General features: G+C 43.6%; 18 protein-coding genes and 2 pseudogenes. 1 reads left to right on the top strand and 19 read right to left on the bottom strand.

All coding sequences use genetic code 11. The features are described from left to right. From AB5642_RS16990 to AB5642_RS16900, 19 genes and pseudogenes are all read right to left on the bottom strand, one after another. Nucleotides 1-237 (bottom strand): annotated as a pseudogene (locus AB5642_RS16990) (cell division protein FtsI); the annotation flags it as partial. A 23-nt stretch (nt 238-260) separates the two neighbouring features. Beyond that, the gene (locus tag AB5642_RS16985; RefSeq protein WP_173718147.1) at nt 261-821 is read right to left on the bottom strand and encodes a septum formation initiator family protein; all 561 of its coding nucleotides are present in this window, start codon (nt 819-821) and stop codon (nt 261-263) included. 14 nt (nt 822-835) lie between these two features. Next, nucleotides 836-1,771, bottom strand: a complete 936-nt coding sequence (rsmH, locus tag AB5642_RS16980) for a 16S rRNA (cytosine(1402)-N(4))-methyltransferase RsmH (RefSeq protein ID WP_148461134.1) — start codon at nt 1,769-1,771, stop codon at nt 836-838. Between the two features lie 36 nt (nt 1,772-1,807). Further along, nucleotides 1,808-2,239: a division/cell wall cluster transcriptional repressor MraZ gene (gene mraZ, locus AB5642_RS16975; protein ID WP_118578197.1), complete on the bottom strand. Its 432-nt coding sequence runs from the start codon at nt 2,237-2,239 to the stop codon at nt 1,808-1,810. A gap of 392 nt (nt 2,240-2,631) precedes the next feature. After that, nucleotides 2,632-3,990 (bottom strand): prolipoprotein diacylglyceryl transferase, encoded by a 1,359-nt coding sequence (lgt, locus tag AB5642_RS16970; RefSeq protein WP_173716059.1) that lies wholly within the window; start codon nt 3,988-3,990, stop codon nt 2,632-2,634. Nucleotides 3,991-4,019: 29 nt separating this feature from the next. Beyond that, nucleotides 4,020-5,117: a redox-regulated ATPase YchF gene (ychF, locus tag AB5642_RS16965; protein ID WP_021926448.1), complete on the bottom strand. Its 1,098-nt coding sequence runs from the start codon at nt 5,115-5,117 to the stop codon at nt 4,020-4,022. A 247-nt stretch (nt 5,118-5,364) separates the two neighbouring features. Further along, nucleotides 5,365-6,042: a thiamine diphosphokinase gene (locus AB5642_RS16960; protein WP_173716056.1), complete on the bottom strand. Its 678-nt coding sequence runs from the start codon at nt 6,040-6,042 to the stop codon at nt 5,365-5,367. A gap of 8 nt (nt 6,043-6,050) precedes the next feature. Then, a complete protein-coding gene (gene rpe / locus AB5642_RS16955; protein ID WP_118578194.1) occupies nt 6,051-6,722 on the bottom strand; it encodes a ribulose-phosphate 3-epimerase in 672 nt (223 codons plus the stop codon). 4 nt (nt 6,723-6,726) lie between these two features. Beyond that, nucleotides 6,727-7,605, bottom strand: coding sequence for a ribosome small subunit-dependent GTPase A (rsgA, locus tag AB5642_RS16950; RefSeq protein ID WP_173716055.1), 879 nt, complete (start codon nt 7,603-7,605; stop codon nt 6,727-6,729). A gap of 3 nt (nt 7,606-7,608) precedes the next feature. Further along, nucleotides 7,609-9,852, bottom strand: coding sequence for a Stk1 family PASTA domain-containing Ser/Thr kinase (gene pknB, locus AB5642_RS16945; protein WP_148461130.1), 2,244 nt, complete (start codon nt 9,850-9,852; stop codon nt 7,609-7,611). Beyond that, a complete protein-coding gene (locus tag AB5642_RS16940) occupies nt 9,846-10,592 on the bottom strand; it encodes a Stp1/IreP family PP2C-type Ser/Thr phosphatase (RefSeq protein ID WP_118578191.1) in 747 nt (248 codons plus the stop codon). The genes pknB and AB5642_RS16940 overlap by 7 nt, the downstream gene beginning before the upstream one ends. Nucleotides 10,593-10,653: 61 nt before the next feature. Continuing rightward, a complete protein-coding gene (gene rlmN, locus AB5642_RS16935; protein ID WP_173718148.1) occupies nt 10,654-11,694 on the bottom strand; it encodes a 23S rRNA (adenine(2503)-C(2))-methyltransferase RlmN in 1,041 nt (346 codons plus the stop codon). A gap of 10 nt (nt 11,695-11,704) precedes the next feature. Then, nucleotides 11,705-13,054: a 16S rRNA (cytosine(967)-C(5))-methyltransferase RsmB gene (gene rsmB, locus AB5642_RS16930; RefSeq protein ID WP_148461128.1), complete on the bottom strand. Its 1,350-nt coding sequence runs from the start codon at nt 13,052-13,054 to the stop codon at nt 11,705-11,707. Beyond that, nucleotides 13,047-13,760 (bottom strand): zinc metallopeptidase, encoded by a 714-nt coding sequence (locus AB5642_RS16925; protein WP_173718149.1) that lies wholly within the window; start codon nt 13,758-13,760, stop codon nt 13,047-13,049. The genes rsmB and AB5642_RS16925 overlap by 8 nt, the downstream gene beginning before the upstream one ends. Nucleotides 13,761-13,764: 4 nt before the next feature. After that, nucleotides 13,765-14,721: a methionyl-tRNA formyltransferase gene (gene fmt, locus AB5642_RS16920; protein ID WP_173718150.1), complete on the bottom strand. Its 957-nt coding sequence runs from the start codon at nt 14,719-14,721 to the stop codon at nt 13,765-13,767. Continuing rightward, on the bottom strand, nt 14,722-15,204 hold the full coding sequence (gene def / locus AB5642_RS16915) for a peptide deformylase (protein WP_118578240.1): 483 nt from the start codon (nt 15,202-15,204) through the stop codon (nt 14,722-14,724). 93 nt (nt 15,205-15,297) lie between these two features. Continuing rightward, the gene (gene priA, locus AB5642_RS16910; protein WP_173718152.1) at nt 15,298-17,526 is read right to left on the bottom strand and encodes a primosomal protein N'; all 2,229 of its coding nucleotides are present in this window, start codon (nt 17,524-17,526) and stop codon (nt 15,298-15,300) included. A 3-nt stretch (nt 17,527-17,529) separates the two neighbouring features. After that, nucleotides 17,530-18,987 (bottom strand): UDP-N-acetylmuramoyl-L-alanyl-D-glutamate--2,6-diaminopimelate ligase, encoded by a 1,458-nt coding sequence (locus AB5642_RS16905; protein WP_173718153.1) that lies wholly within the window; start codon nt 18,985-18,987, stop codon nt 17,530-17,532. A gap of 239 nt (nt 18,988-19,226) precedes the next feature. Further along, nucleotides 19,227-20,894 carry a DUF11 domain-containing protein gene (locus AB5642_RS16900; protein WP_173718154.1) on the bottom strand — a complete coding sequence of 556 codons (1,668 nt, stop codon included), beginning with the start codon at nt 20,892-20,894 and terminating at the stop codon, nt 19,227-19,229. Nucleotides 20,895-21,585: 691 nt separating this feature from the next. Between AB5642_RS16900 and AB5642_RS16895 the strand changes: the two are divergent. Beyond that, nucleotides 21,586-22,114: pseudogene (locus tag AB5642_RS16895) on the top strand (carbamate kinase); the annotation flags it as partial.

Raw genomic sequence — 22,114 nt, 5'->3', positions numbered from 1 at the left:
ATCATAGATTGTCCCTCGTTTCGCTGGCATTGTGCGATTCTGGTATTTTTGCTGAGCCTGACTCAGCACCTGTTTCTTATACTTGTCACCACTTTGAAAATTAATATAAGTGATAACTCCCAATAAAACGATTAAAGCTCCCAATACGCAAAAGAGCAGTATTGACAGCTTTTTTTTCATACTGTGATTTATTTTTTTTATAGGTTTTCTTTTTGTTTTTCTTCTCAGAGTAGTCAATCAAACACCTGCCTTCATTCCCATTACTTCCCGGTCACGTCCTGATACTGTCTTACGTAGCTGCCGCCTTCAGTCGCATAGGTTTCTGTCTGCTGGTTGCTTGGATATTTCATGCCCAGACGTCCGATGGCGATTTTCCGGATTCTTTCAAGGTCAACACTTGAAGTCACCTGGCTCTCATATGCATCGTTGTCTTCTTTCAGCTCGGCCAGTTGGGATTCGAGCGTGGCCAGCTGGCTTCTTTTACTGGTGCATTCTGTTTTCAGTTTCAGATAATTAATACTGCAAAACACAATAAGGATACCAAGTGCTGCCAGAAATATGGCAAAATTACGGTTCATATTATTGGCTTTCGCACGGTTTCTCCTGGCTGCCTTACTAAGCGGCTTGTTCCCCCGGACCTGCTGCTCTGGTGTGGTCTGCTCTGGTTTTGCCTTATTTTTACGAACAGAATGCTCTGGCTGACGGTACTCTCTCCGCTCAGGAACTTCCTGGACTTTTCGGACAGTGTTGCCATCAACATACACATTTTGTGGACGTCTTTTACCTGACACAGTATTTGTATGTCTGCCTGTCTCCGCCATTTTTTACCCTTCTTTTAAACTTTTTTTTCAAAAATTCTAAGCTTAGCACTCTTAGAACGCGGGTTTTCTTCCATTTCTTCATCACTTGGAAGAATTGGCTTCCTTGTGATAACTCTCCCCTTGGATTTCTTTCCGCACACACATACCGGAAAATCCGGTGGACAGGTACACGGGTTCTCATTTTTTCGAAAAATTGTTTTTACAATTCTGTCTTCCAGTGAATGGAACGTAATAATGCAAAGCCTTCCGCCATCATCCAGAAGATCGATCATCCCATCAAGTGAATCACGAAGAACATCCAGTTCCTTATTCAGCTCAATTCTGATTGCTTGGAACGTACGCTTAGCCGGATGACCTCCTGCTGCCTGTATCTTCATAGGTATGGATTCCCGGATGATCTGTGTAAGCTGGCCCGTTGTCATAATGGGGCTCTGCTGTCTTGCTGCTACTATATGTTTCGCGATATTTTTCGCAAATTTATCTTCACCGTAATCGCGGATAATGCGATACAGTTCTCTTTCTTCATAACCGTTAACAATGTCACTGGCAGTCTGTGTCTGTCTCTGATCCATGCGCATGTCAAGAGGTGCATCTACCCGATAGGTAAATCCACGTTCCTCATTGTCCAGCTGATAGGAGGATACTCCCAAATCCAGAACAATACCATCAACCTTGTGAATTCCCCTTGCGGCAAGCTCCTGTACCATGTAACAATAATTGCTGCGAATGATTGTCACCTGGTCAAAGGCGGCAAGCCGTTCACTCGCAGCAATTATCGCATCCTGGTCTTGATCTATACCAATAAATCTCCCCTTGGCAGAAAGTTTCCTGCATACCTCAATGGCATGTCCTGCGCCGCCCAAAGTGCCATCCACATAGATTCCATCCGGCTTAATATTCAGCCCGCCAACGGTCTCGTCCAGTAATACAGATTTGTGTTTAAATTCCATTTCCGTCTCCTGTTGGATTTCTCGCTTATTTTATGCTCAGATGACGATTCCCATGTTCTCCATGTCGGCAGCAATGCTGTCCATATCGTCATAATTGCAATTCTCGCTCCATTTCTCCTTGCTCCAGACTTCTACTCTGCTTAAGTTTCCAGCCAGAATAACATCTTTCTCCAGACCAGCGAACTCACGTAACGTCTGTGGTACGAGAATTCTCCCCTGCTTGTCCAGTTCACATGTTGTTGCACCTGCAACAAAGAAGCGCGAAAAGGCTCTAGCGTCTTTATTTGTAAGTGGTAATGCACGGAGTTTCTCTTCAAAGGCTTCCCATTCATCCATAGGATAAATATAAAGACAACCATCAAGTCCTCTGGTAAGAACAAATTCCTCACCTAAAGGTTCCCGAAATTTCGCCGGGATGATCAAACGCCCCTTCGCGTCGATTGTGTGATTGTACTCGCCCATGAACATAAAAACTCACCTACTCTCGTGAAATACGAGTCTCCCCCTCGTATCTCATGACGGGAAACAAATGGAAGTTCTGCCACTTCGTCCCCATTTGTCACCACTTTTCTCCACTTCCTACCACTTATGAACCCATTCTAACCCATTTGCCCCTAAATTACAAGTGGGAAATTATGAAATCTATTACATAATTCTGTTACAAAGTCCTTACAAACAGCGAAAATGCAGTCAAAAAATTTTTATATACAAATAAATCCTGCCCTGCAGGACTTTTTATATTGCCGGAAATTCCAGCGAAATTACCTATTACACACAAAAAAACGCCACTTCAGTGGGATTCGCTCCCACCAAAATAACGTTTTGTTTAGTCCAGATTCAGGTATCTGACAATCATATGATCAATCTTTCTGCTCATGGGCAGGTTTTTTCGCAAATCTGCGCGGCTGGCTATACAACCATTCATCTTCTTCTGAAGCTGTCGGACCCTTCGCAGCAACAGTTTCTTCTTCAGAAATCCCGGCATTTTCTTCCACATAATTTTCTGTACCGGAAGCTTCTGGCAAAGCTTCCTCCTCAGAAATTTCTTCTGTATCTTTCTCTGAGTCCTTCTCATAGAAATCCTCAGCAACTGAATTTTCCTCTTCCACGATTTTCTCTGTGTTCTTTTCATCCTGAGGATCTTCTTCCGGATGCTCTTCTTCCACAGACGAAGTTTCTTCTGATTCTTCGGAATCATGTTCATAAGCAGATGCTGTTCCGTTATAGACTTCCGGAACACCTGCGGCATCTCCATCTGCAAAAGCTCTCTCCAGTCTGAGCCGGTCTCTGTATTCTTCTGCTTCAGCTTCTCTGGCTGCTCTTTCCTGCGCTTCATAGTCCTGTTCTCTCCTGCGTCTGCGCCTTGCCGCCCTCTTTTTCGCCATGGTTTCTTCCACAACTGCGATCATAGCACAGATTACAAACAGTGCTGCTGAGATCAGCTGGGAAATTCCAACAGAAGTTCCCGGAATCATAAGCTTGTCTGTTCGAAGAAGTTCTATGCAAAATCGTCCGAGACCATATCCTGCCAGATATTTCAGAAATACTTCTCCGTGGAAATGTTTTTTGCGCTTCCACACAAGCATCAGGAGAAACAAAAGCAGACACCAAAGACTCTCGTATAAGAAAACCGGATGTACTTGAATATAAGAAGTTCCACCTATTGTCTCCAGGTTTTCCCTCATTGCAGATGTCACTTCGCTGGAACGCACAGCAGATAAAGGGAGCTGCATTGCAAATATGCTGTTGGTATACTCACCGAAAGATTCCCTGTTAAAGAAATCTCCCCACCTTCCTATTATCTGCGCAATAACGATTCCCATGCTGGCAGTATCTGCCATCTGCATAAAAGATTTTCTGCGCACGCCGCAGTAAATGGCAGCTCCCAGCATTCCTCCAAACAGACCGCCGTAGAATGTAAGTCCGCCATTTCTCACATTAAAGATCTCAATAATATTGCCCTTATAAAGATTCCAGGAACATAAAACATAAAGCATTCTGGATCCGACCACACCCAGAAGCAGGGATATGATCATCATTTCCAGATAATCGTCTTTATTCTCGCCGCAGCGCTTCGCTTCCAGAATCACAAATCCCATTCCCAGAAGCATTCCCAGAGCTATTACAAGGCCAAAAAATGTAATCTCAAATCCAAATATTTGAATGGATTTCCCCACATAATCCAGGTTTATTCCCAGATTCGGAAACTGAATTGACATTTATGCTATCCCTCTGTTTCTATTACTTATCAGACATTGAAACGGAATAAGATCACATCGCCATCCTGTACTACGTAATCCTTACCTTCCATTCTTACAAGACCTTTTTCTCTTGCACCTGCATAGGAGCCACAGTCAAGAAGATCCTGATAGTTTACTACCTCAGCTTTAATGAATCCACGTTCAAAATCAGAATGAATCTTACCTGCAGCCTGCGGAGCCTTGGTTCCAATCTTTATGGTCCATGCTCTGGTCTCATCTTCTCCGGAGGTCAGGAAGCTCATAAGTCCAAGAAGATGATAACTTGCCTTAACCAGCTTCTCAAGTCCTGATTCCTTGAGTCCAAGATCCTCCAGGAACATTTTTCTCTCATCCTCATCCAGCTCGGAAATCTCTTCCTCGATCTGAGCACAGATTACGAAAATTTCACTGTTCTGCTCCGCAGCATATTTTCTTACAGCCTGTACATGCGCATTGTCAGCACCATCATTTGCAAGATCGTCCTCTGCCACATTTGCAGCGTAAATTACCGGTTTCTGAGTGAGCAGATTGTATGTTCCCATCCATGCTTCCTCATCCTCATTCTCCAGTTCCATAGTGATTGCCATCTTGCCGTCTTCCAGCCATTTCTTGATCTTCTGAAGGAAATCAAGCTCTTTAGCAGCTTCTTTGTCCATACGGGCAGTCTTGGTAACCTTTGCAATTCTTCTCTCCAGGATCTCAAGATCAGAGAAAATAAGCTCCAGGTTAATAGTCTCAATATCACGGATCGGATCGATGCTTCCATCTACGTGGATTACATTGGTATCCTCAAAGCAGCGTACTACATGAACGATTGCATCGACTTCACGGATGTTTGCAAGGAACTGATTTCCAAGACCCTCTCCCTTAGAAGCGCCCTTTACAAGTCCTGCAATGTCAACAAATTCTATAACAGCCGGTGTCACTTTCTTGGAATGATAAAAATCACCAAGCAGTGCAAGTCTTTCATCCGGCACAGTAACAACTCCCACATTCGGGTCAATGGTACAGAAGGGATAGTTCGCAGATTCTGCACCTGCCTTTGTCAGGGAATTAAAAAGTGTACTTTTTCCTACATTTGGAAGTCCAACGATACCTAATTTCATTTTATCCTATATCTCCTTATTTTTAGGGGCGTTTGACATTTCTTTACGCCATTCTTTTGCTATTATACCACAAACAATAAAAATATGATATATTTCCGGCCCCATATTGTCTTCTCTATACATCTTTTTATTTTAGCATACCCAACTCTTTCCATCAAGACAAAAGCTCTGGACAATCTGATAAATTTGAAAAAACACCTCATATTTCCAATTGAATATGAAGTGTTTCTCTTTCGTAATACATCATTTATTTCAAATCTCTGGACATGATCATAAGAAGACTGCCTTTTTCGTAGAGTATCTTGGCCTTTTCTTCCTGAATCTCGTTGCTAACGGTGCGGCCGCAGTTATCTGTAGTAAGGCGGTAATGATCCAATGGGTATTTAAACCCCTTCAAAGTAAGACCTTCAACCGTTTCACCGGCTGCGAAAAAGGAAACATATTTTCCGAATTGACTGTCTTTTCGAATAATATGGCCATTTTCCACAAGACAGATGTAATTCTGAGCATCTGCCAGGATCACATTGACACCCTTTTGTCTGCCATATCCCAAAAGTCCCATGTTTCCAATAAAATGATCCAGTCTTCCACCAGTTGCGCCAAGAATAAGAATATTCTTTGCCCCTCTTCTTATTGCCAGATTTAAAGTAGACTGGGTATCTGTATCATCCTTTTCAGGATTCAGTCTGACAATTTCTGTATGGTCAAGACTCTCCAGATATGCCTTTCCAGCACCTGATAAACTGTCAAAATCACCGTCCACAATATCCGGGACAAGACCTGTTTCCAGAAAGAAATCCAGTCCTCTGTCAGCCGCCAGCAAAAGCAGCTTCTTTCCTTTTCGCTCTTCTTCTATTTTTCTTATAAAATCGAGGGCAAAATCTTTCTGGATCATGCCCCCGCTTACGATTACTGTATCTATCATTCTATCTCTCACTCAATCCTGTCACCAATCTCTTCGATCTGTTTCTGAATATGGCGGACATTCTGGGCAATATCACCGCCGAATACCCAGGATCCGGCAACAAAGATATTGGCACCAGCTTTCATAACAGTCTCTATGGTACCTTCATTGATTCCACCGTCAACCTCAATATCCACATTCAGATTCTCTTTGTCGATCAGTTCTCTCAGTTCCTGAATCTTCTCTGTACACTCGTCCATATATTTCTGTCCGCCAAAGCCAGGCTGAACAGTCATTACCAAAACCATATCCACATCCTCAAGCATATGGCTGATATCATTTACCGGAGTTGCAGGCTTGATGGAAACACCAACTTTCACTCCTGCATCCTTGATACGCTCTATAGTACGTTCCAGATCCTCACATGCCTCAGCATGAACGGTGATGGAATCCGCACCACAATTTACAAAATCCTGAATGTATCTTTCCGGCTCTGTCACCATAAGATGAACATCAAAAAACATCTTGGATTCTTTACGGATGGATTTGATCACCGGCATACCAAAGGAAATGCTCGGTACAAAATCTCCATCCATAACATCAATATGGAGCCATTCAACTCCTTCGTTTTCAAGAATTTTAATCTGTTCGCCCAGACGGTTAAAATCCGCTGATAAAATGGAAGGGCATAGCTGATACATAGTTTTAGTATCTCCTTTTCTCTTTTAATTCCTCATATAAAGCCAGATAGTTGTCATACCGCTGCTGACTAATTTTACCTTCAGACAGAGCTTTCTTCACTGCACAGCCCGGTTCATGAATGTGCATACACCCCTGAAACCGGCATTGCGGCTCATACATTACAAATTCCGGGAAGTAATCCCGAAGCTCCTCTTCCTTCATATCGGTAAGATACAAAGAAGAAAATCCCGGAGTATCCACCAGGAAAGTATTCTTCTCCACCGGGATTACCTGGGAATGTCTGGTGGTATGCTTGCCGCGCTTCAGTTTTTTGCTGATCTCGCCAGTCTCCATCTGCACTTCACCCTGCATACAGTTGGTAATGGAAGATTTCCCCACACCGGAAGGTCCTGCAACTACTGTTGTTTTTCCCTTCAGTATCTCGCGGATCTCGTCCATTCCCTCTCCCTCATAGGTACTGGAAAGCACTACACAATATCCACATCCAGTGTATATTTCGTAAAGCTTTTCCATTTCTTTCTTCTCTCCCACATCTTTCTTATTGAAGCAGATAACCACGGGAATTTTCTGCTGCTCCATCATGATCAGAAAGCGGTCCAGAAGAAGGAAATTAGGCTTTGGATTCTCCATGGCAAAAATCAAAAACGCCTGATCTACATTGGCTACAGCAGGACGGATAAGCGAATTGCGGCGGGGAAGAATGGAAGTTACACTGCCTTCCTTCTCCTCCTCATTCAAAACGGTAATCTCCACATTATCACCTACCAGAGGCTTGAAATTATCCTTTCGAAAAATTCCTTTTGCCTTACATTCGTAAATATTGCCGTCTTCCGCATAGATATAATAGAAACCTGCAATTCCTTTAATGATCTTTCCCTGCATGGATTACTCAACCTTCTCAAAAGTAAGAGGATAATGGCCAAGTTCCTGATAGCTTCCATCAGATTGCTGCTCAGACAGATATAAAGTACCCTCAGCAACTCCTGGTGCACCTGTAATATCCAGCTGATATGGGAAAGTAAGCTGCTGTCCTTCTACCACAGAGCTTGCTTTTGGAGCGCCGCCTACATTCTGAACAAGCTCCAGTCTGATCAGACCTCCATTATATCCGATAGGCGTCTTCAGTTTCTGTGTACATTTCCATACTTCGCCATTTGCTACTGCTGCAGTAGTATCAGAGGAACTCTGATCCTCAGTATTCTGTGAAGAAGTATCCTGACTTCCACTGCTTACAATAAGAGTGATCGTATCGTTATCCGGATCTGCATATACCGGGTTGTCATCTGTATATCCTATAGGATCCTGAGAGATAACAGTTCCCTCTGCAACGTCTGTGCTCATCTGCATTTCCACATTAATATTAATGAATTTGCCAAGCTTGGCAATTGCATCATTCTTCTCCATTCCGGTTACATCTGGCACCTGTACACTGTCACCATAATTAATACCACGGCTGATGGTAAGAGTAACTGTATCGCCTGCCTTGACAGTAGTTCCTGCTGCAGGCTCAGTATCAAGGACACATCCAATGTCTACCATAGAAGACTGACTTTCATCCGGGTAAATCTTATTGATCTGAACCGTTAAGCCCTGGCTTTCCAGAGTTTCCTGCGCCAAAGCGCCATTCTGACCGAACATATCTGTAAGGGTAACGGACTCAGAACCTTTACTTAAATAATAGTTAACAGTTGAATTTTTAGCTACCTTTGTTCCCTGTACAGGATCCTGTGAAGAAATCTTGCCTTTTTCCTGTGTGGAAGCCTCTTCACCTTTGTAGGTCATTCCGATATTTACAGAAGCGCAAAGTTCCTGTGCCTCAGCCTCTGTCTTACCGATAAGATCAGGTACTGGTACCATACCATCATCTTCGTCAGCAGCCTGGGTAACCTGTGCCTGCTGATTCTGCTGATCCAAAGAAGAATCCTTGCTGTCTCCGATCAGACCTGCTGCCTTTCCCACAACAAGAATTACCGCGATCAGAACTGCGGCACCTATGATCAAAGCAATAATACTTCCAGCTACACTGACGCCTCTTTTCTGCTTTTTGATACGTCTTTCTCTCTCTTCCCGCTCTCTGCTTCGTTCACGATCCCGGTTCTTTCTGGAGCCTTTCGAGCTCTCTTCCTTATTATCATACTCGAAATCGTCATCATCATCGTAGTTTGTCTCATTCAGTTCTTTTTCCAGAGTTTCTATATCCGGCTTAAGAGTCTGCTTCGGAGTATGCTTGATCTCTCCAAGCTCTTCATCAGAAATTACAACCGTCTTAGCATCTGTATCTACAGATGTAAGCTTCACAAAATCTCCCTGCGGGTCAATAAGAGAATGCTTCAGATCCTCGATCACATCCTCCATCTTATTATATCTGCGATCCACACTCTTCTGGGTACATTTCATAATGATCTGTTCCAGACTGTACGGCAGATCCGGGGAATAAACACTTGGCGGTACCATCTCTTCCTGAAGATGTTTGATTGCAATGGCAACTGTAGTATCTCCGTCAAAAGGGACACGTCCTGTTACCATTTCATATAAGGTGATACCAAGTGAGTAGATATCACTCTTCTCATCGCTGTAGCCGCCTCGTACCTGCTCTGGTGAGCTGTAATGTACAGACCCCATAACATTAGAGCTGATGGTATTGGAAGAAGCAGCTCTTGCAATTCCAAAGTCTGTTACCTTTACTTTGCCGTCTGTGGAAATAATAATATTCTGAGGCTTCACATCACGATGTACAATGCCGTGGCTGTGTGCTGCCTCAAGTCCCATAGATACCTGAATGGCAATACTGGTAGCTTCCTTTACCGAAAGTTTGCCTTTCTTGGAAATATACTCCTTAAGAGTGATTCCCTCGATCAGCTCCATTACGATATAATAAACACCCTCATCATCGCCTACATCAAATACATTTACTATGTTTGGATGGGTAAGACCTGCTGCTGCCTGCGCTTCACTTCTGAATTTCTTTACAAAAGTTGCATCTTCCCTGAATTCCGGCTTCAGAACCTTAACTGCCACAAAACGGTTCAGTTTATGGTCCATTGCCTTATATACGTCCGCCATTCCGCCGGTACCGATTTTACTTACAATTTCATAGCGTTCTGCTATAATCATACCTGTCTTTAACATGTTTCCACCTCATTCGTGAATGGTTCTATCAATATGATTGCAATGTTATCCTTGCCGCCGTTGTTGTTGGCTTCCTGGATAAGAGTATTTCCCTTCCAGGTGATATCCTCATCAGAATTCAATATGATTTCTTCCATTTTTTTGTCTTCCACCATATTGCTGAGACCATCGGAACACATCAGGATCGTACTTCCCGGTTCCAGACGCATATCAAAGAAATCCACGTCTACAGTTTTTTCTGCTCCCAGAGCTCTGGTGATAATGTTTTTATCCGGATGATTTCTTGCCTCCTCAGCAGTGATTTCACCCATTCTTACCATTTCCTGAACCAGTGAATGATCCCTGGTAATCTGCCTCAGCTGTTTATCCACCACATATAGTCTGCTGTCTCCCACATTGGCAACATAAGCATACTGACCTACAATGGTGGCTACTACCATGGTAGTTCCCATTCCACGAAGCTTCTCATCCTTCTGCGCCTGTTCTATAATTTCTGTGTTCGCAGTCTCAATGGCATGGCGGATTACCTTTACAGGATTATAATCCGTATCCTCCCTGATTTCATCTACCAGTATCCTGACCGCGTGAGAGGAGGCATAATCACCTGCATTGTGCCCTCCCATTCCATCAGCAACAGCAAAGAGGTTCGGGAGATTTCCAACTGTGTCCTGGGAAGCGAACACATAATCCTGGTTCATCTTCCGCTTCATTCCTATATTCGTAGCTGAATATACCCTCATGTCACTTCTCGCTTTCTGTCCTTTTCGTACTGTTGTTCAACATAGAAACACCAGTTTTTCATTACTGCGGATCGTAACTTTTTTCCATATAACTTTTTCGTAATTGTCCACAGGCACCGTCTATGTCACTGCCCATTTCCCTTCTAATAGTAACATTAATTCCGCATTTTTCAAGTTTTATTTTAAAATTCTCTACAGCCTGATGCGTAGAACGCCTGTAAGAACGCTCCTTAATAGGGTTTACCGGGATTAGATTTACATGACAATTAATATCATGGATTCTGCTGCTCAGCTCTCTTGCATCTTCGTCACTGTCATTAACACCAGCCACAAGACTGTATTCAAAAGTAATTCTCCTGCCGGTCTCCTGAAAATAATTGCGGCATGCATCCAGGACTTCGTCCATACTGTACCGCTGTGCAATAGGCATAAGTTCCTGTCTTTTTTCATCATTTGGTGCATGCAGAGACAGGGCAAGGGTAATCTGCAGTTTTTCCTTTGCAAGCTCATAAATTTTCGGAACAATTCCGCAGGTCGATACGGTGATATTCCTCTGGCTGATGTTAAGACCATCTTCATCGGAAAGCAGATGTACAAAGCGTACAATATGATCATAATTATCCATAGGTTCGCCGGTTCCCATTACTACTACATTAGATACCCGCTCTCCCATTATGCTCTGGATCCTGTAAATCTGATCCAGCATTTCCGAAGGAAGAAGGTTTCTTGTCCAGCCTCCAATAGTGGAAGCACAAAAACGACACCCCATTTTACAGCCTACCTGTGACGAAATACATACGGAATTTCCATGCTTATAACGCATAAGAACACTCTCAATCACATTTCCATCAGAAAGGCGGAACAGATATTTTCTTGTGCCGTCAATGGCAGAAACCTGTTCATCCACCATTTCCAATGCCGCTATGGGATAGTCTTTCAGTTTTTCTTTTAATTTTCCTGGTATGTTTCCCATCTCATCATAAGAGGTTACCAGATGTTCATGTAACCAGCTGTAGATCTGCTTTGCCCGAAAGGGTTTCTCTCCCAGTTCGGTCATCAGATTTTTCAGTTCGTCTTTCGTCATCGACTTAATGTCTGTCATATTTATATTCCTATTTTCTTCTGAATTTCGCAATAAAGAAGCCGTCTGTCTTATGTACTCCAGGAAGCAGCTGCAGATATCCAAGTGCAGTTGTCTCTGAGTGCAGCTCCTCTGGAAGATAAGGATCCAGGCTCTCCAGCTTAAATGGATAATTATTCAAAAACCACATCATGTTCTCTTCGTTTTCTTCTTTTGCAATGGTACAGGTACTGAAGATCAGCTCTCCTCTTGGCTTCACATAGTTTGCTGCGCGATCCAGAATGGTTCTCTGCAGAATCACTATTTCATCCTGTTTCTGTGGCGTAACACGGTATTTGATTTCCGGCTTCTTGCCGATCACTCCATACCCGGAACAAGGTACATCTGCAATTACAACATCTGCAAGCAGTTCTGAATCCTGATCAAAAATAGTAGCATCCTGCACTCTTGCCTGTACATTAATAGAATTGGTACGCTGGATGTTTTCCTCGATCAGATTTACTTTATACTGGCTTACATCTCTTGCATCTACCGTTCCATATCCCTCCATCTTGTCTCCCATATGAAGACTCTTTCCACCTGGCGCAGCACACACGTCAATAACATAATCGCCCTTCTTCGGATCTGCAACCTCCGCAACCAGCATGGAACTTACATCCTGCACGACGATTTTACCCTTGATAAAAGCATCCAGTGCAAGAATATGGTTAAATTCAGAAATGCTGTATGCATAAGGCAGATATGGTGCAGGTGCTACATGAACGCCTTGACTTTCCAGGCTTTTTATAACCTCTTCCTTGGAATTCAGATAAGTCCGGCATCTGATGGTAAGAGGATGTTCCATAAGAAAATCCGCCAGTATCTTCTCTGTTGTTTCTTCTCCATAGGCTTCCAGCCACCTGGTTACCAGCACCTCTGGCATGGAATACTTTACAGAAAGATATTTCAACAGATCATCTTCTTTTTGAGGGAACCGGACCTGATCCATTTCCCGGGCTATGGTACGAAGAACACCATTTACAAAAGGCTTCAGATTATAAAAACCTTTTCTTTGCGCCAGCTTCACAGCCTCATTGCACACTGCGCTGTCTGGCACACTATCCATGTATTTCAGCTGATATACTGCACTTCTTAAAATTTCCCGGATTGCAGGCTTCATCTTATCAACTGTCACCTTGGAAAAAGAATTGATAATGTAATCAATCTGGATCCGGTATTCCAGCGTTCCTTCACAGACACGGGTGATAAATGCCCGGTCCTGTTTGGGAAGGAACTGATATTTGGAAAGGGCATTCCGAATTGCCACGTGACTGTGCTCGCCCTCTTCGATTTCAAGTAAAATTTCCAGGATCATCTCCCTGGAATTGATTCCGTTAATCATCCCGTCTTCTACCTCCGGAAAGTATGATCAGTCTCAGAAGCTGTAAAATGGAAGAAGCAAGAGCTGCTACATAAGTAAGGGCTGCCGCTGTAAGAACCTTCTTCGCACCTTTGTTTTCCTCGCGGCTTAAAATTCCTGTGCTTTCCAGCATTTTTAAAGCTCTTGAGGAAGCATTGAATTCTACCGGAAGTGTTACAAGCTGAAACAGTACCGCCAGTGAAAACAGCACAATTCCTACAGTTGTAAGTGCCGGTATGGAAAGGATCAGTCCCAGAAGAAAAATCGGCCAGGAAAGGGAAGATCCGATATTTGCCACCGGAACAATAGCTGAACGGATATTCAGCGGTGCATAATTTATATTGTGCTGAATGGCATGACCACACTCATGGGCAGCGACACATACAGCTGCCACAGAAGTTCTTCCATATACGTCCTGTGAAAGTGCCAGCCTCTTTGTTCTCGGATCATAATGATCTGTAAGGCTTCCAGAAATTGGAACAATCGTTACGTCGTAAATTCCGGCTGCATTTAAAATCCTCTGGGCAGTCTGAGCTCCTGTAAGACCTGAATGGCTGCGCACCTGCTGATAACGTGCAAAAGTGCTTTTCATCTTTCCAGATGCAGCCAGTGCCAGCACCATTCCAATGATCAGCAATACATAAGTAGGATCAACATAAAATCCATAAGGATATCCATATCCGTACATAAGATCACTCCTTTTTATCTGTGAATCTGCTTCCGGTTTCTATATGACATCCTCGAAGGAATGCATCCGCATCCATTCTCTTTTTTCCTTCTAGCTGTACCTGTGAAAGTACCAGAACATCCTCACCGCAAGCCACGTAAATTCCTTTTTTGTCTGTTTTTACTACCGTTCCAGGTTCTGACTTTTCTGCGCCAGCTTCTTCACTTTTTACTACAAAGCTTTCCCATACCTTCAAAGTTTTTCCATTCCAGAAAGTAAATGCACTTGGCCACGGATTTAAACCTCGCACCAGTCTTTCCAGTTCCTCGGCTGATTTCCCGAAATTGATCAATCCCATCTGTTTGGTGATCATACCGGCATAGGGAGTAGGGCTTTCCTCCGGCTGTTTCTCGTAAACAGCTGTGCCATCAAAAATGTGAGGCAATGTCTCAACAAGAAGCTTCGCTCCTGCTTCTGCAAGCTTATCAAACAGAGTTCCGCCCGTCTCATCTTTTGCAATCGGCACTACGATCTTTGAGATCATATCTCCTGTATCAAGACCTGTGCCCATTCTCATGATCGTAACACCTGACTCCTTTTCCCCATCAATAACTGCCTGCTGAATAGGAGCTGCACCGCGGTATTTCGGAAGCAGGGATGCATGGATGTTAATACATCCGTATTTCGGAAGCTCCAGAATGCTTTTGGGAATGATCTGTCCAAAGGCAGCTACCACAATAATATCGGGATCCAGTTTCTCCAGAACCTGTAAAAATTCCGGATCGCGTACCTTCACAGGCTGGTAAACCGGGAACCCATGTTTCATTGCCTCTTCCTTTACAGGAGTGGGAAGCATAGTCTTTCCCCTTCCCTTCGGCTTATCCGGCTGGGTTATAACACCTGCGACATCATAGCCAGCTTCAGCCAGTGCATGAAGGGGATTAACTGCAAAATCCGGCGTTCCCATATAAACAATTTTCATTTATTCCTCTTCCTCCTCATTGTCATAACTTACATGATGTAATTCACCTTCAACCAGACGTGTGTACATTTTTCCGTCAAGATGATCCAGCTCATGACAAAATGCACGGGCAAGGAGTCCTTCTCCTTCATATATCTGCTCATTCATATCCATATCAAGAGCTTTTACCTTCACATAATTTGGGCGGGTAACCTGACCGGACATTCCCGGAACACTTAAACATCCCTCCTCGCCTGTCTGCTCACCGGATGTCATAAGAATTTCCGGATTAATAAGAATAATTGGACCATCTCCAATATCGATCACTACGATTCTCTTTAATATACCCACCTGGGGAGCTGCAAGGCCAACACCGCATGCGTCATACATGGTTTCCAGCATGTCTCCTACCAGATCCTTTGTACGTTTGTCGATTTTCTCTACTGGTCTGCAGATTTTTTCTAAAACGGAATCTCCCTCTGTTCTGATTGTTCTAAGTGCCATCTCTGTGTTATCTCCTTTATCTTTGAATTTGGAAATACCCGTTGTTTCAAAGCCCTGCACCTTAACGCAGCCCTTTATTTCCGGTATTTCGCCTTATGAAAAATCAAATTGTATATTAACTTTTCTGAAGCCGGAATTGATTTCTATATATTCCTCCAGCCTGTCCTTTATTCGGACAAGCAGATCATAATTCTCATGTTTCAGATAAAGTACTCTTCTGTATACATCCTTTACTTTCCCTACAGACGCAGGGGCGGGACCGATCACATGAAGATCTTTTCCCGCATATATTTTTCCTGTAAACAGACCAAGATAGTGCATGGCTGTCTCAAGAAGCTTCTCATCCTCCGAAGAACCAAGCACTGCCATCATATGGGCAGCCGGGGGATAATCCATAAGAAGACGGTATCCCATCTCTTCCTGGTAAAATTCTTCGTAATCCTGCTTTGCAGCTGTCTGTATGCTGTAATGATCCGGACTATAAGTCTGGATCAAGGCATGGCCTTCTTTCCTTCCTCTTCCTGCTCGTCCCACCGCCTGGGTAAGAAGCTGAAAAGTGCGCTCACCACTGCGATAATCATCAGCATTCAGGGATAAATCTGCAGCAAGGATCCCCACAAGAGTAACATCCGGGAAATCATGTCCCTTGACGATCATCTGGGTTCCAATCAAAATATCGGCCTCATGCCTGGAAAAAGCAGACAGAATTTTTTCATAGCTTCCCTTAGCTCTTGTAGTGTCGTAATCCATTCGAAGAACTCTTGCCTCTGGAAATTCTTTTTCTACCACCTGCTGGATCTGCTGGGTTCCCGCTTTAAAACCGCCTATATATGGGGAAGAACAGACTGGACATTTGTCCGGTTTCACAGTTTCATAACCACAATAATGACAGATCAGCTTTCTGCCATTATGCTCACTTAAGGAAACGTCACAGTGAGGACATTTCATTACATGACCGCAGGAACGGCATGAAACAAACCCTGCGTAGCCACGGCGGTTGAGAAACAACATGGCCTGCTCCCCTTTTTTCAGGCACTGGCTCAGGTCTTCTCTCAGTTCCAGACTGAGGGCAAGGCGGTTTCCTTTTTTTAGTTGTTCCCTCATGTCAATAATTGATACCCTGGGAAGAGGTCTTTCTTCAAATCTGGCTTCCAGCTTTACAAGGACATATTCTCCTTCTTTCGCCCTGTAATACGCTTCCATAGATGGAGTTGCAGAACCAAGAATTACTCTTGCGCCTTCCAGCTTTGCTCTGTGGATAGCCGTTTCCCGGGCGTGATACCTTGGACTGTTTTCACTTTTATAAGAAGATTCATGCTCCTCATCAATAATGATCAGCCTCAGCCTTCCAAAAGGAGTAAAAAGTGCTGAACGGGGTCCCACCATAACCTGCAGTTCTCCCTGTTTGGCTCTTTTAAACTGGTCATAACGCTCTCCCAGGGAAAGTCTGGAGTTAATTACCGACACCTTATCACCAAAACGACCATAAAATCGCCGTACAGTCTGATAAGTCAGCGCAATTTCCGGAATCAGCACGATTGCCTGACCGCCTTCCTTTATCACCTTATCGATCAGCTCCATATATACTTCCGTTTTTCCGCTGCCGGTAACTCCGTGAAGAAGAACCGGTCTCGGATCCGGGTGTTCCCATTCTGATAAGATCTGATTCACAGCCATTTGCTGGGATATACTTAATACTGCTGGTGCCACATGCGGAATATTCTCTGCATCTGCAACTGCATTTCTATACACTTCATCTGACTCCACAGAAGCAATCCCCTGTTCTTCAAAATATCTCAGGACAGAAGCCGTAGTGCCAAGCTCCTTTGAAGCCCAGGCAGTCTCAATTTTCCCATTTTCATTCTGCAAGAGTGCTTCCAGAAGGCGGATACGTGCTTTAAATCTGGTCATGCTGAGCTCTTCCAGAAGCTTTTCCCCATCTTCTCTGGAAATCAGAAGGGTTATCCACCTTTTTTCCTGGGCTTTTATCTTTTTCTGAATAGGAAGAACTGTTTTCAGAGCCTGGATCATGGTAGAGCCATAATTTTCTTTCATCCACCCTGCCAGCGCGATCAGCCTAGATTCTGTGGTTTCCTGATCATTTTCAATACCGGCAACAGACTTAAGCTGGATTCCCTTTACCTTGGGCTCATCAGAAATCCCCACTACATATCCCTTGCGCACATGATTTCCTCTTCCAAATGGAATGGAAACCACCATTCCCACCTGTATCTCGTCCTTCATTTTCTCTGGAACCAGATATTGAAAGCTTTTATCCAGCTTCTCATGGGAAATGTCTACAATAATATCTGCATATGTCATGTTTTACCTTCCGGCAAGAATATCTGCGATCAACACACGCTCATCCATAGGATATTTTTTACCTTTGATTTCCTGGTAATCTTCATGACCTTTACCAGCCAGCACCACAATATCCCCTGGTTCTCCGTGATGGATGGCATAAGCGATTGCTTCCTTGCGGTCTGGAATCTCCACATATTTACCTTCTGTCTTCGCCATGCCCACTTTGATGTCATCAATAATAGCCTGAGGCTCCTCATCTCGCGGATTATCAGAAGTGATGATGGTCAGATCTGCCAGACGACCGGAAACCTCTCCCATCTCATAACGGCGAAGCCTGGAGCGGTTTCCGCCACAGCCAAACAGGCAGACCAGTCTGTGTGGATGATACTCACGCAATGTAGTAAGAAGACTTTCCAAAGCCATTGCATTATGTGCATAATCAATCATCAGAGTAAATTCATCAGATACTTTCACCATCTCAATACGGCCTTTTACTTTTGCTACCTTCAGAGCCTTCAGGATATTTTCCTGGGAAACCTTAAAATGACGGCAGATTGCAATAGCGGTAAGAGAGTTGTAAATACTGAATTTACCCGGGATGTCGATTTCAACAGGGAAATCCATAAGTCCCTTCAGCTGATAGGAAATTCCAAGATAGCCTTTTCCGCCAATCAGTCTGGCATCCTCAGCGCGAAGGTCTGCTTTTTTTGAAAAGCCATAGGTTTCCAGAGTACAGGTATGTCCCTCTACAATTCTGTCAAAATGCTCATCATCACGGTTTACAATTCCTACGCGGCACTGCTTGAGAAGCATAGCTTTACAAGACAGATAATGATCGAAGTCCTTGTGCTCGTTTGGACCAATATGATCTGGTTCAATATTTGTGAAAATTCCAAAATCAAACACAAATCCCTGAGTACGATGCAGCATCAGCCCCTGTGAGGAAACTTCCATAACCACACAATCACAGCCAGCTTCCACCATTTCGTGAAAATACTCCTGAACTACATAGGATTCTGGTGTGGTATTAGAAGCAGGTATTATCTTATTTCCGATAACTGCCTCAATAGTACCGATCAGACCAACCTTGTATCCGGCATTTTCCAGAATGGATTTTACCATATAGGTAGTAGTGGTTTTTCCCTTGGTTCCGGTAATTCCGATTGTTTTCAGCTTCTCTGCCGGATGTCCGAACCAGGCTGCTGAAATAAATGCCATAGCATATCTGGTGTCTGTCACCTGGATAACCGTAACATCCGACGGTGCAGAAACCTCCTCTTCTACTACCAGAACTTTAGCCCCTTTTGCTGTCACATCCGGGATAAATTTATGTCCATCTACAACAGCACCTCTGATACAGATAAACAGAGAGCCGTCTGTTACCTTTCTGGAATCATAAACAACACCAGTGACTTCCTGCTCTGTGCTCCCCTGCACGCAGGTGTATTCTAACTTCTCTAATAAGGATGATAATTTCATAATATATGCCTCCCTATATTGACGTTGCTTTAAAATCACGCCAGAGCTTGTTTGAAAAAGACTTTCTGCAAGATTTGTGTCACAATTTGCGGGAATGATTTTTCAAACACGCTCTAATCTAATGACATCATACAGCAACGCATACTCTTTTATAGAATATCACACACAGAATTTGTTTTCAATCTTTCCTGTTAAAAAACAGTAACCGTTCACCTCACATTATAGTTTCCATTCACGGGTCATCTGTGAGCATTGCCTCCAAACATTCTTCTGGCGGCTACAGCGGAAAAAAGAAACGAAAGCAGAATCAGTACCTGAAACAGCTCTTTGTGGGAAGTATCCCCTGTTTTTGGAGAGGTGGACGCAGCCATTGTGCTGCCATCATTATTCCCACTGCCTATGCCAGTTCCATCTCCATTTCCACCCCCATTTCCGTTTCCGCTTCCATTTCCATTTCCATCCTTCTCCTTATCTTCCACACGGATGGTTGCCTGATCCCGCACTGCGCTTTCCTCACCAGTCTCGTCAGTAACTACAATAATCTGATTCATCAGATTCTGGTCTTTCAGATCTTTTGGAAGTACAACTTTTGCCTTTAAATTCACACAGCCACCAGGTGCGATTTCCTGGATTTTCGCCTGAGTTCTGCTTTTATTCAGGGTTATACCTCTCTGTTCCTGAAAAGTAGCTGTTACTCCGGCAAGCCCGAAACGTTCCGTAGTAACTACGGAATGCAGAGTCACCTCTCCGGTATTGTGAATACTGATCTGATAAGTCACAGTCTCCCCAGGGCTGGCGTTGTCGCAGTCAGCTGTTTTCTTTACCGTAAAAGAGGCTTTTCCCTGCTGTAATGTTAACTGTTTTTCTGCTGCTTTCTCCAACGAAACCGGATTTTCTGTTTTTGCAAAAAGCTCCAGCTCCAGATTACTTTTCTGATCCATGTCCGGATCTATATAAAAAGACAGGATTCGTGTTTCCCCTGCGGAAAGGCTTTCCAGCACTGCACCACTTTCCGAAACTTCAAGGCCAGGCTCCTTTTCCCACACAGGTACCAGTTCCTGTTCTTTTACTTTGGCCTGAAGGGAAATTTTATAAAAAGGTACCTGACCATTATTTGTCAGATTCACTGCCATATGAATGCGTTTTCCAGTATAAAGCGCCTTTTCCTTGGCTTCCATCTCCACTGAAAAATCCATGTATGCAGCTGGTATCTCCAGACTCTTAGATAAGGCTTTACACAAAATGTTTTTTTCATTTTCCACTTTTTTTACAATGTAAACTCCGCCTCCATTTTCTTCTCCGCTTATAGCACCATTTGCATGCAAAATATCCTGACAGGTAGGAACTGTATGTTTTTCTGCTGGAAAACGATATTCATCCCGCAAGGTAACCGGAATTTTCAGCTGTTTGCCCTGTTCTCCCGAATTTATTTTCCAGCGGAATCCGGTTATACTGCTGGATCTTCCGTCAGCAGTCTCGATAGGAAGCTCCTCTTTCAGGCAGCCTTCAGGTGCCATAAACGAAGCATCTGGCTGAAAATATTCAGAAAGCCAGACTACCAGTTCGTAAGATGTTGGATGAGATATTGTTTCATCCGAAAAATCATATTGATCATTTTCCAGGCTCCCGTCCTGATTTCCACTGCTGAATAAATTTTCATCGCCACTTTCATATTCCTGGTTTTCATTTTCCCACGTAAGTGACGCCAGCCCATCTGCCTTTACAGAAATCACCGCCTGAAATTTCTGTAAATCTGTCCATGCCGCATCTTGGACAACAGATAACCCGCCTTCCATTTCTGCTCCATATGCCACTGCCGGCTGCGCCGTGCATCCAACCAGCATCCCAGCTTCTACAAGCAGACTTACTCCCACTGCCAGTATCTTTTTCCATATTCTGTTTTTCATTATAACTTCTCCTTTTCTACCCCTATTTTTCACTAATCTCTGTTATTAAACTACTATTTTACAAAACGGACTTGCCGCCTACTGGCGACATCACCATATAAATGAGTCACTAACAGCACATGGGAATCACACCTTTCTCACTTAAACAGATCCTATTCACAGCATTCCGAAGCAAATTTGCCTTGCCATTGTATGCATCCATTTTCAAAAAAGCGTATAAAACGCCCAGGTTAACAGGTTTCCTTCAAAAAACGGGTTATCTTGCGCCGAACCGGCGCGGTAGAAATTCTTTTCTGCAGAATGCAGAAACAAGATAGGTTTACTTTACCACACTTGGTCTTTAAATGCAATAAAGGGTCGGATTTTATTTTCATTTCATATTTTTTCGATTTCTTTTAGATTTGAGACACATTTTCCTCACAAATTGCCGATATAATGAATTTCGGATAGATGAAAAACCACTCTCTATCTCCCCCCTCAAAAATATAGGAAATGAGCCATCTGCCTGATGCGGATGGCTTTTCCTGTTTCAAGGACTTTTCTATTGCAATTCCCACCCTTAGCTTTTATAATGGAAGATATTACACAAGGATGTCCGGAGAAATCATTCATGTTGCTGTGAATACTTTCACAGTAATCCACTTAACTCTGATATCCGCATTATATTCTTGACAGAAACGAGGTATCTCCTATGAGTGAAAAAATCGTAGTAGTTGCATTAGGTCACAGAGCTCTCGGCACCACACTTCCAGAGCAGAAAGTAGCCACCAAAGCCGCAGCAAAAGCAATCGCAGATCTTGTTGAAGAGGGTGCCAAGGTGGTAATCTCCCACAGCAATGGCCCACAGATTGGCATGATCCACACTGCAATGAATGAATTTGGAAAGACACACCCGGATTATACATTCGCTCCTATGTCAGTCTGCTCCGCAATGAGCCAGGGCTACATTGGATATGACCTTCAGAATGCGATCCGCTCTGAATTTATCAGCCGCGGAATTTACAAACCTGTTGCTACCATTCTTACCCAGACTGTTATTGATCCATATGACGACGCTTTTGCAGATCCGGAGAAAATTATCGGACGTGTTCTCACTGAGGAAGAAGCTGAAGCAGAAGAAGAAAAAGGAAACTTTGTCACCAGACTTGCTGATGGCGGATACAGACGAATCGTAGCAGCTCCGAAGCCACAGAGAATCGTAGAGCTTGAGACTATACGAG

The sequence above is a fragment of the Ruminococcus sp. 1001136sp1_2201st1_G3_2201SCRN_220225 genome, from assembly GCF_040924365.1.
Lineage (GTDB): Bacteria > Bacillota > Clostridia > Lachnospirales > Lachnospiraceae > Blautia_A > Blautia_A faecis.
This window is presented reverse-complemented; position numbering and strand designations above follow the sequence as displayed.

Excerpts from the sequence above, each read along its gene's own strand:
- AB5642_RS16900 (WP_173718154.1), bottom strand. The coding sequence starts at position 20,894 with ATGAAAAACAGAATATGGAAAAAGATACTGGCAGTGGGAGTAAGTCTG.
- mraZ (WP_118578197.1), bottom strand. The coding sequence starts at position 2,239 with ATGTTCATGGGCGAGTACAATCACACAATCGACGCGAAGGGGCGTTTG.
- AB5642_RS16905 (WP_173718153.1), bottom strand. The coding sequence starts at position 18,987 with ATGAAATTATCATCCTTATTAGAGAAGTTAGAATACACCTGCGTGCAG.
- rsmB (WP_148461128.1), bottom strand. The coding sequence starts at position 13,054 with ATGATTAACGGAATCAATTCCAGGGAGATGATCCTGGAAATTTTACTT.
- rsgA (WP_173716055.1), bottom strand. The coding sequence starts at position 7,605 with ATGCAGGGAAAGATCATTAAAGGAATTGCAGGTTTCTATTATATCTAT.
- AB5642_RS16925 (WP_173718149.1), bottom strand. The coding sequence starts at position 13,760 with ATGTACGGATATGGATATCCTTATGGATTTTATGTTGATCCTACTTAT.
- pknB (WP_148461130.1), bottom strand. The coding sequence starts at position 9,852 with ATGTTAAAGACAGGTATGATTATAGCAGAACGCTATGAAATTGTAAGT.
- rlmN (WP_173718148.1), bottom strand. The coding sequence starts at position 11,694 with ATGACAGACATTAAGTCGATGACGAAAGACGAACTGAAAAATCTGATG.
- lgt (WP_173716059.1), bottom strand. The coding sequence starts at position 3,990 with ATGTCAATTCAGTTTCCGAATCTGGGAATAAACCTGGATTATGTGGGG.
- AB5642_RS16960 (WP_173716056.1), bottom strand. The coding sequence starts at position 6,042 with ATGATAGATACAGTAATCGTAAGCGGGGGCATGATCCAGAAAGATTTT.
- ychF (WP_021926448.1), bottom strand. The coding sequence starts at position 5,117 with ATGAAATTAGGTATCGTTGGACTTCCAAATGTAGGAAAAAGTACACTT.
- def (WP_118578240.1), bottom strand. The coding sequence starts at position 15,204 with ATGGCACTTAGAACAATCAGAACAGAGGGAGATTCCGTTTTAGAAAAA.
- AB5642_RS16940 (WP_118578191.1), bottom strand. The coding sequence starts at position 10,592 with ATGAGGGTATATTCAGCTACGAATATAGGAATGAAGCGGAAGATGAAC.
- fmt (WP_173718150.1), bottom strand. The coding sequence starts at position 14,721 with ATGAAAATTGTTTATATGGGAACGCCGGATTTTGCAGTTAATCCCCTT.
- AB5642_RS16985 (WP_173718147.1), bottom strand. The coding sequence starts at position 821 with ATGGCGGAGACAGGCAGACATACAAATACTGTGTCAGGTAAAAGACGT.
- rpe (WP_118578194.1), bottom strand. The coding sequence starts at position 6,722 with ATGTATCAGCTATGCCCTTCCATTTTATCAGCGGATTTTAACCGTCTG.
- rsmH (WP_148461134.1), bottom strand. The coding sequence starts at position 1,771 with ATGGAATTTAAACACAAATCTGTATTACTGGACGAGACCGTTGGCGGG.
- priA (WP_173718152.1), bottom strand. The coding sequence starts at position 17,526 with ATGACATATGCAGATATTATTGTAGACATTTCCCATGAGAAGCTGGAT.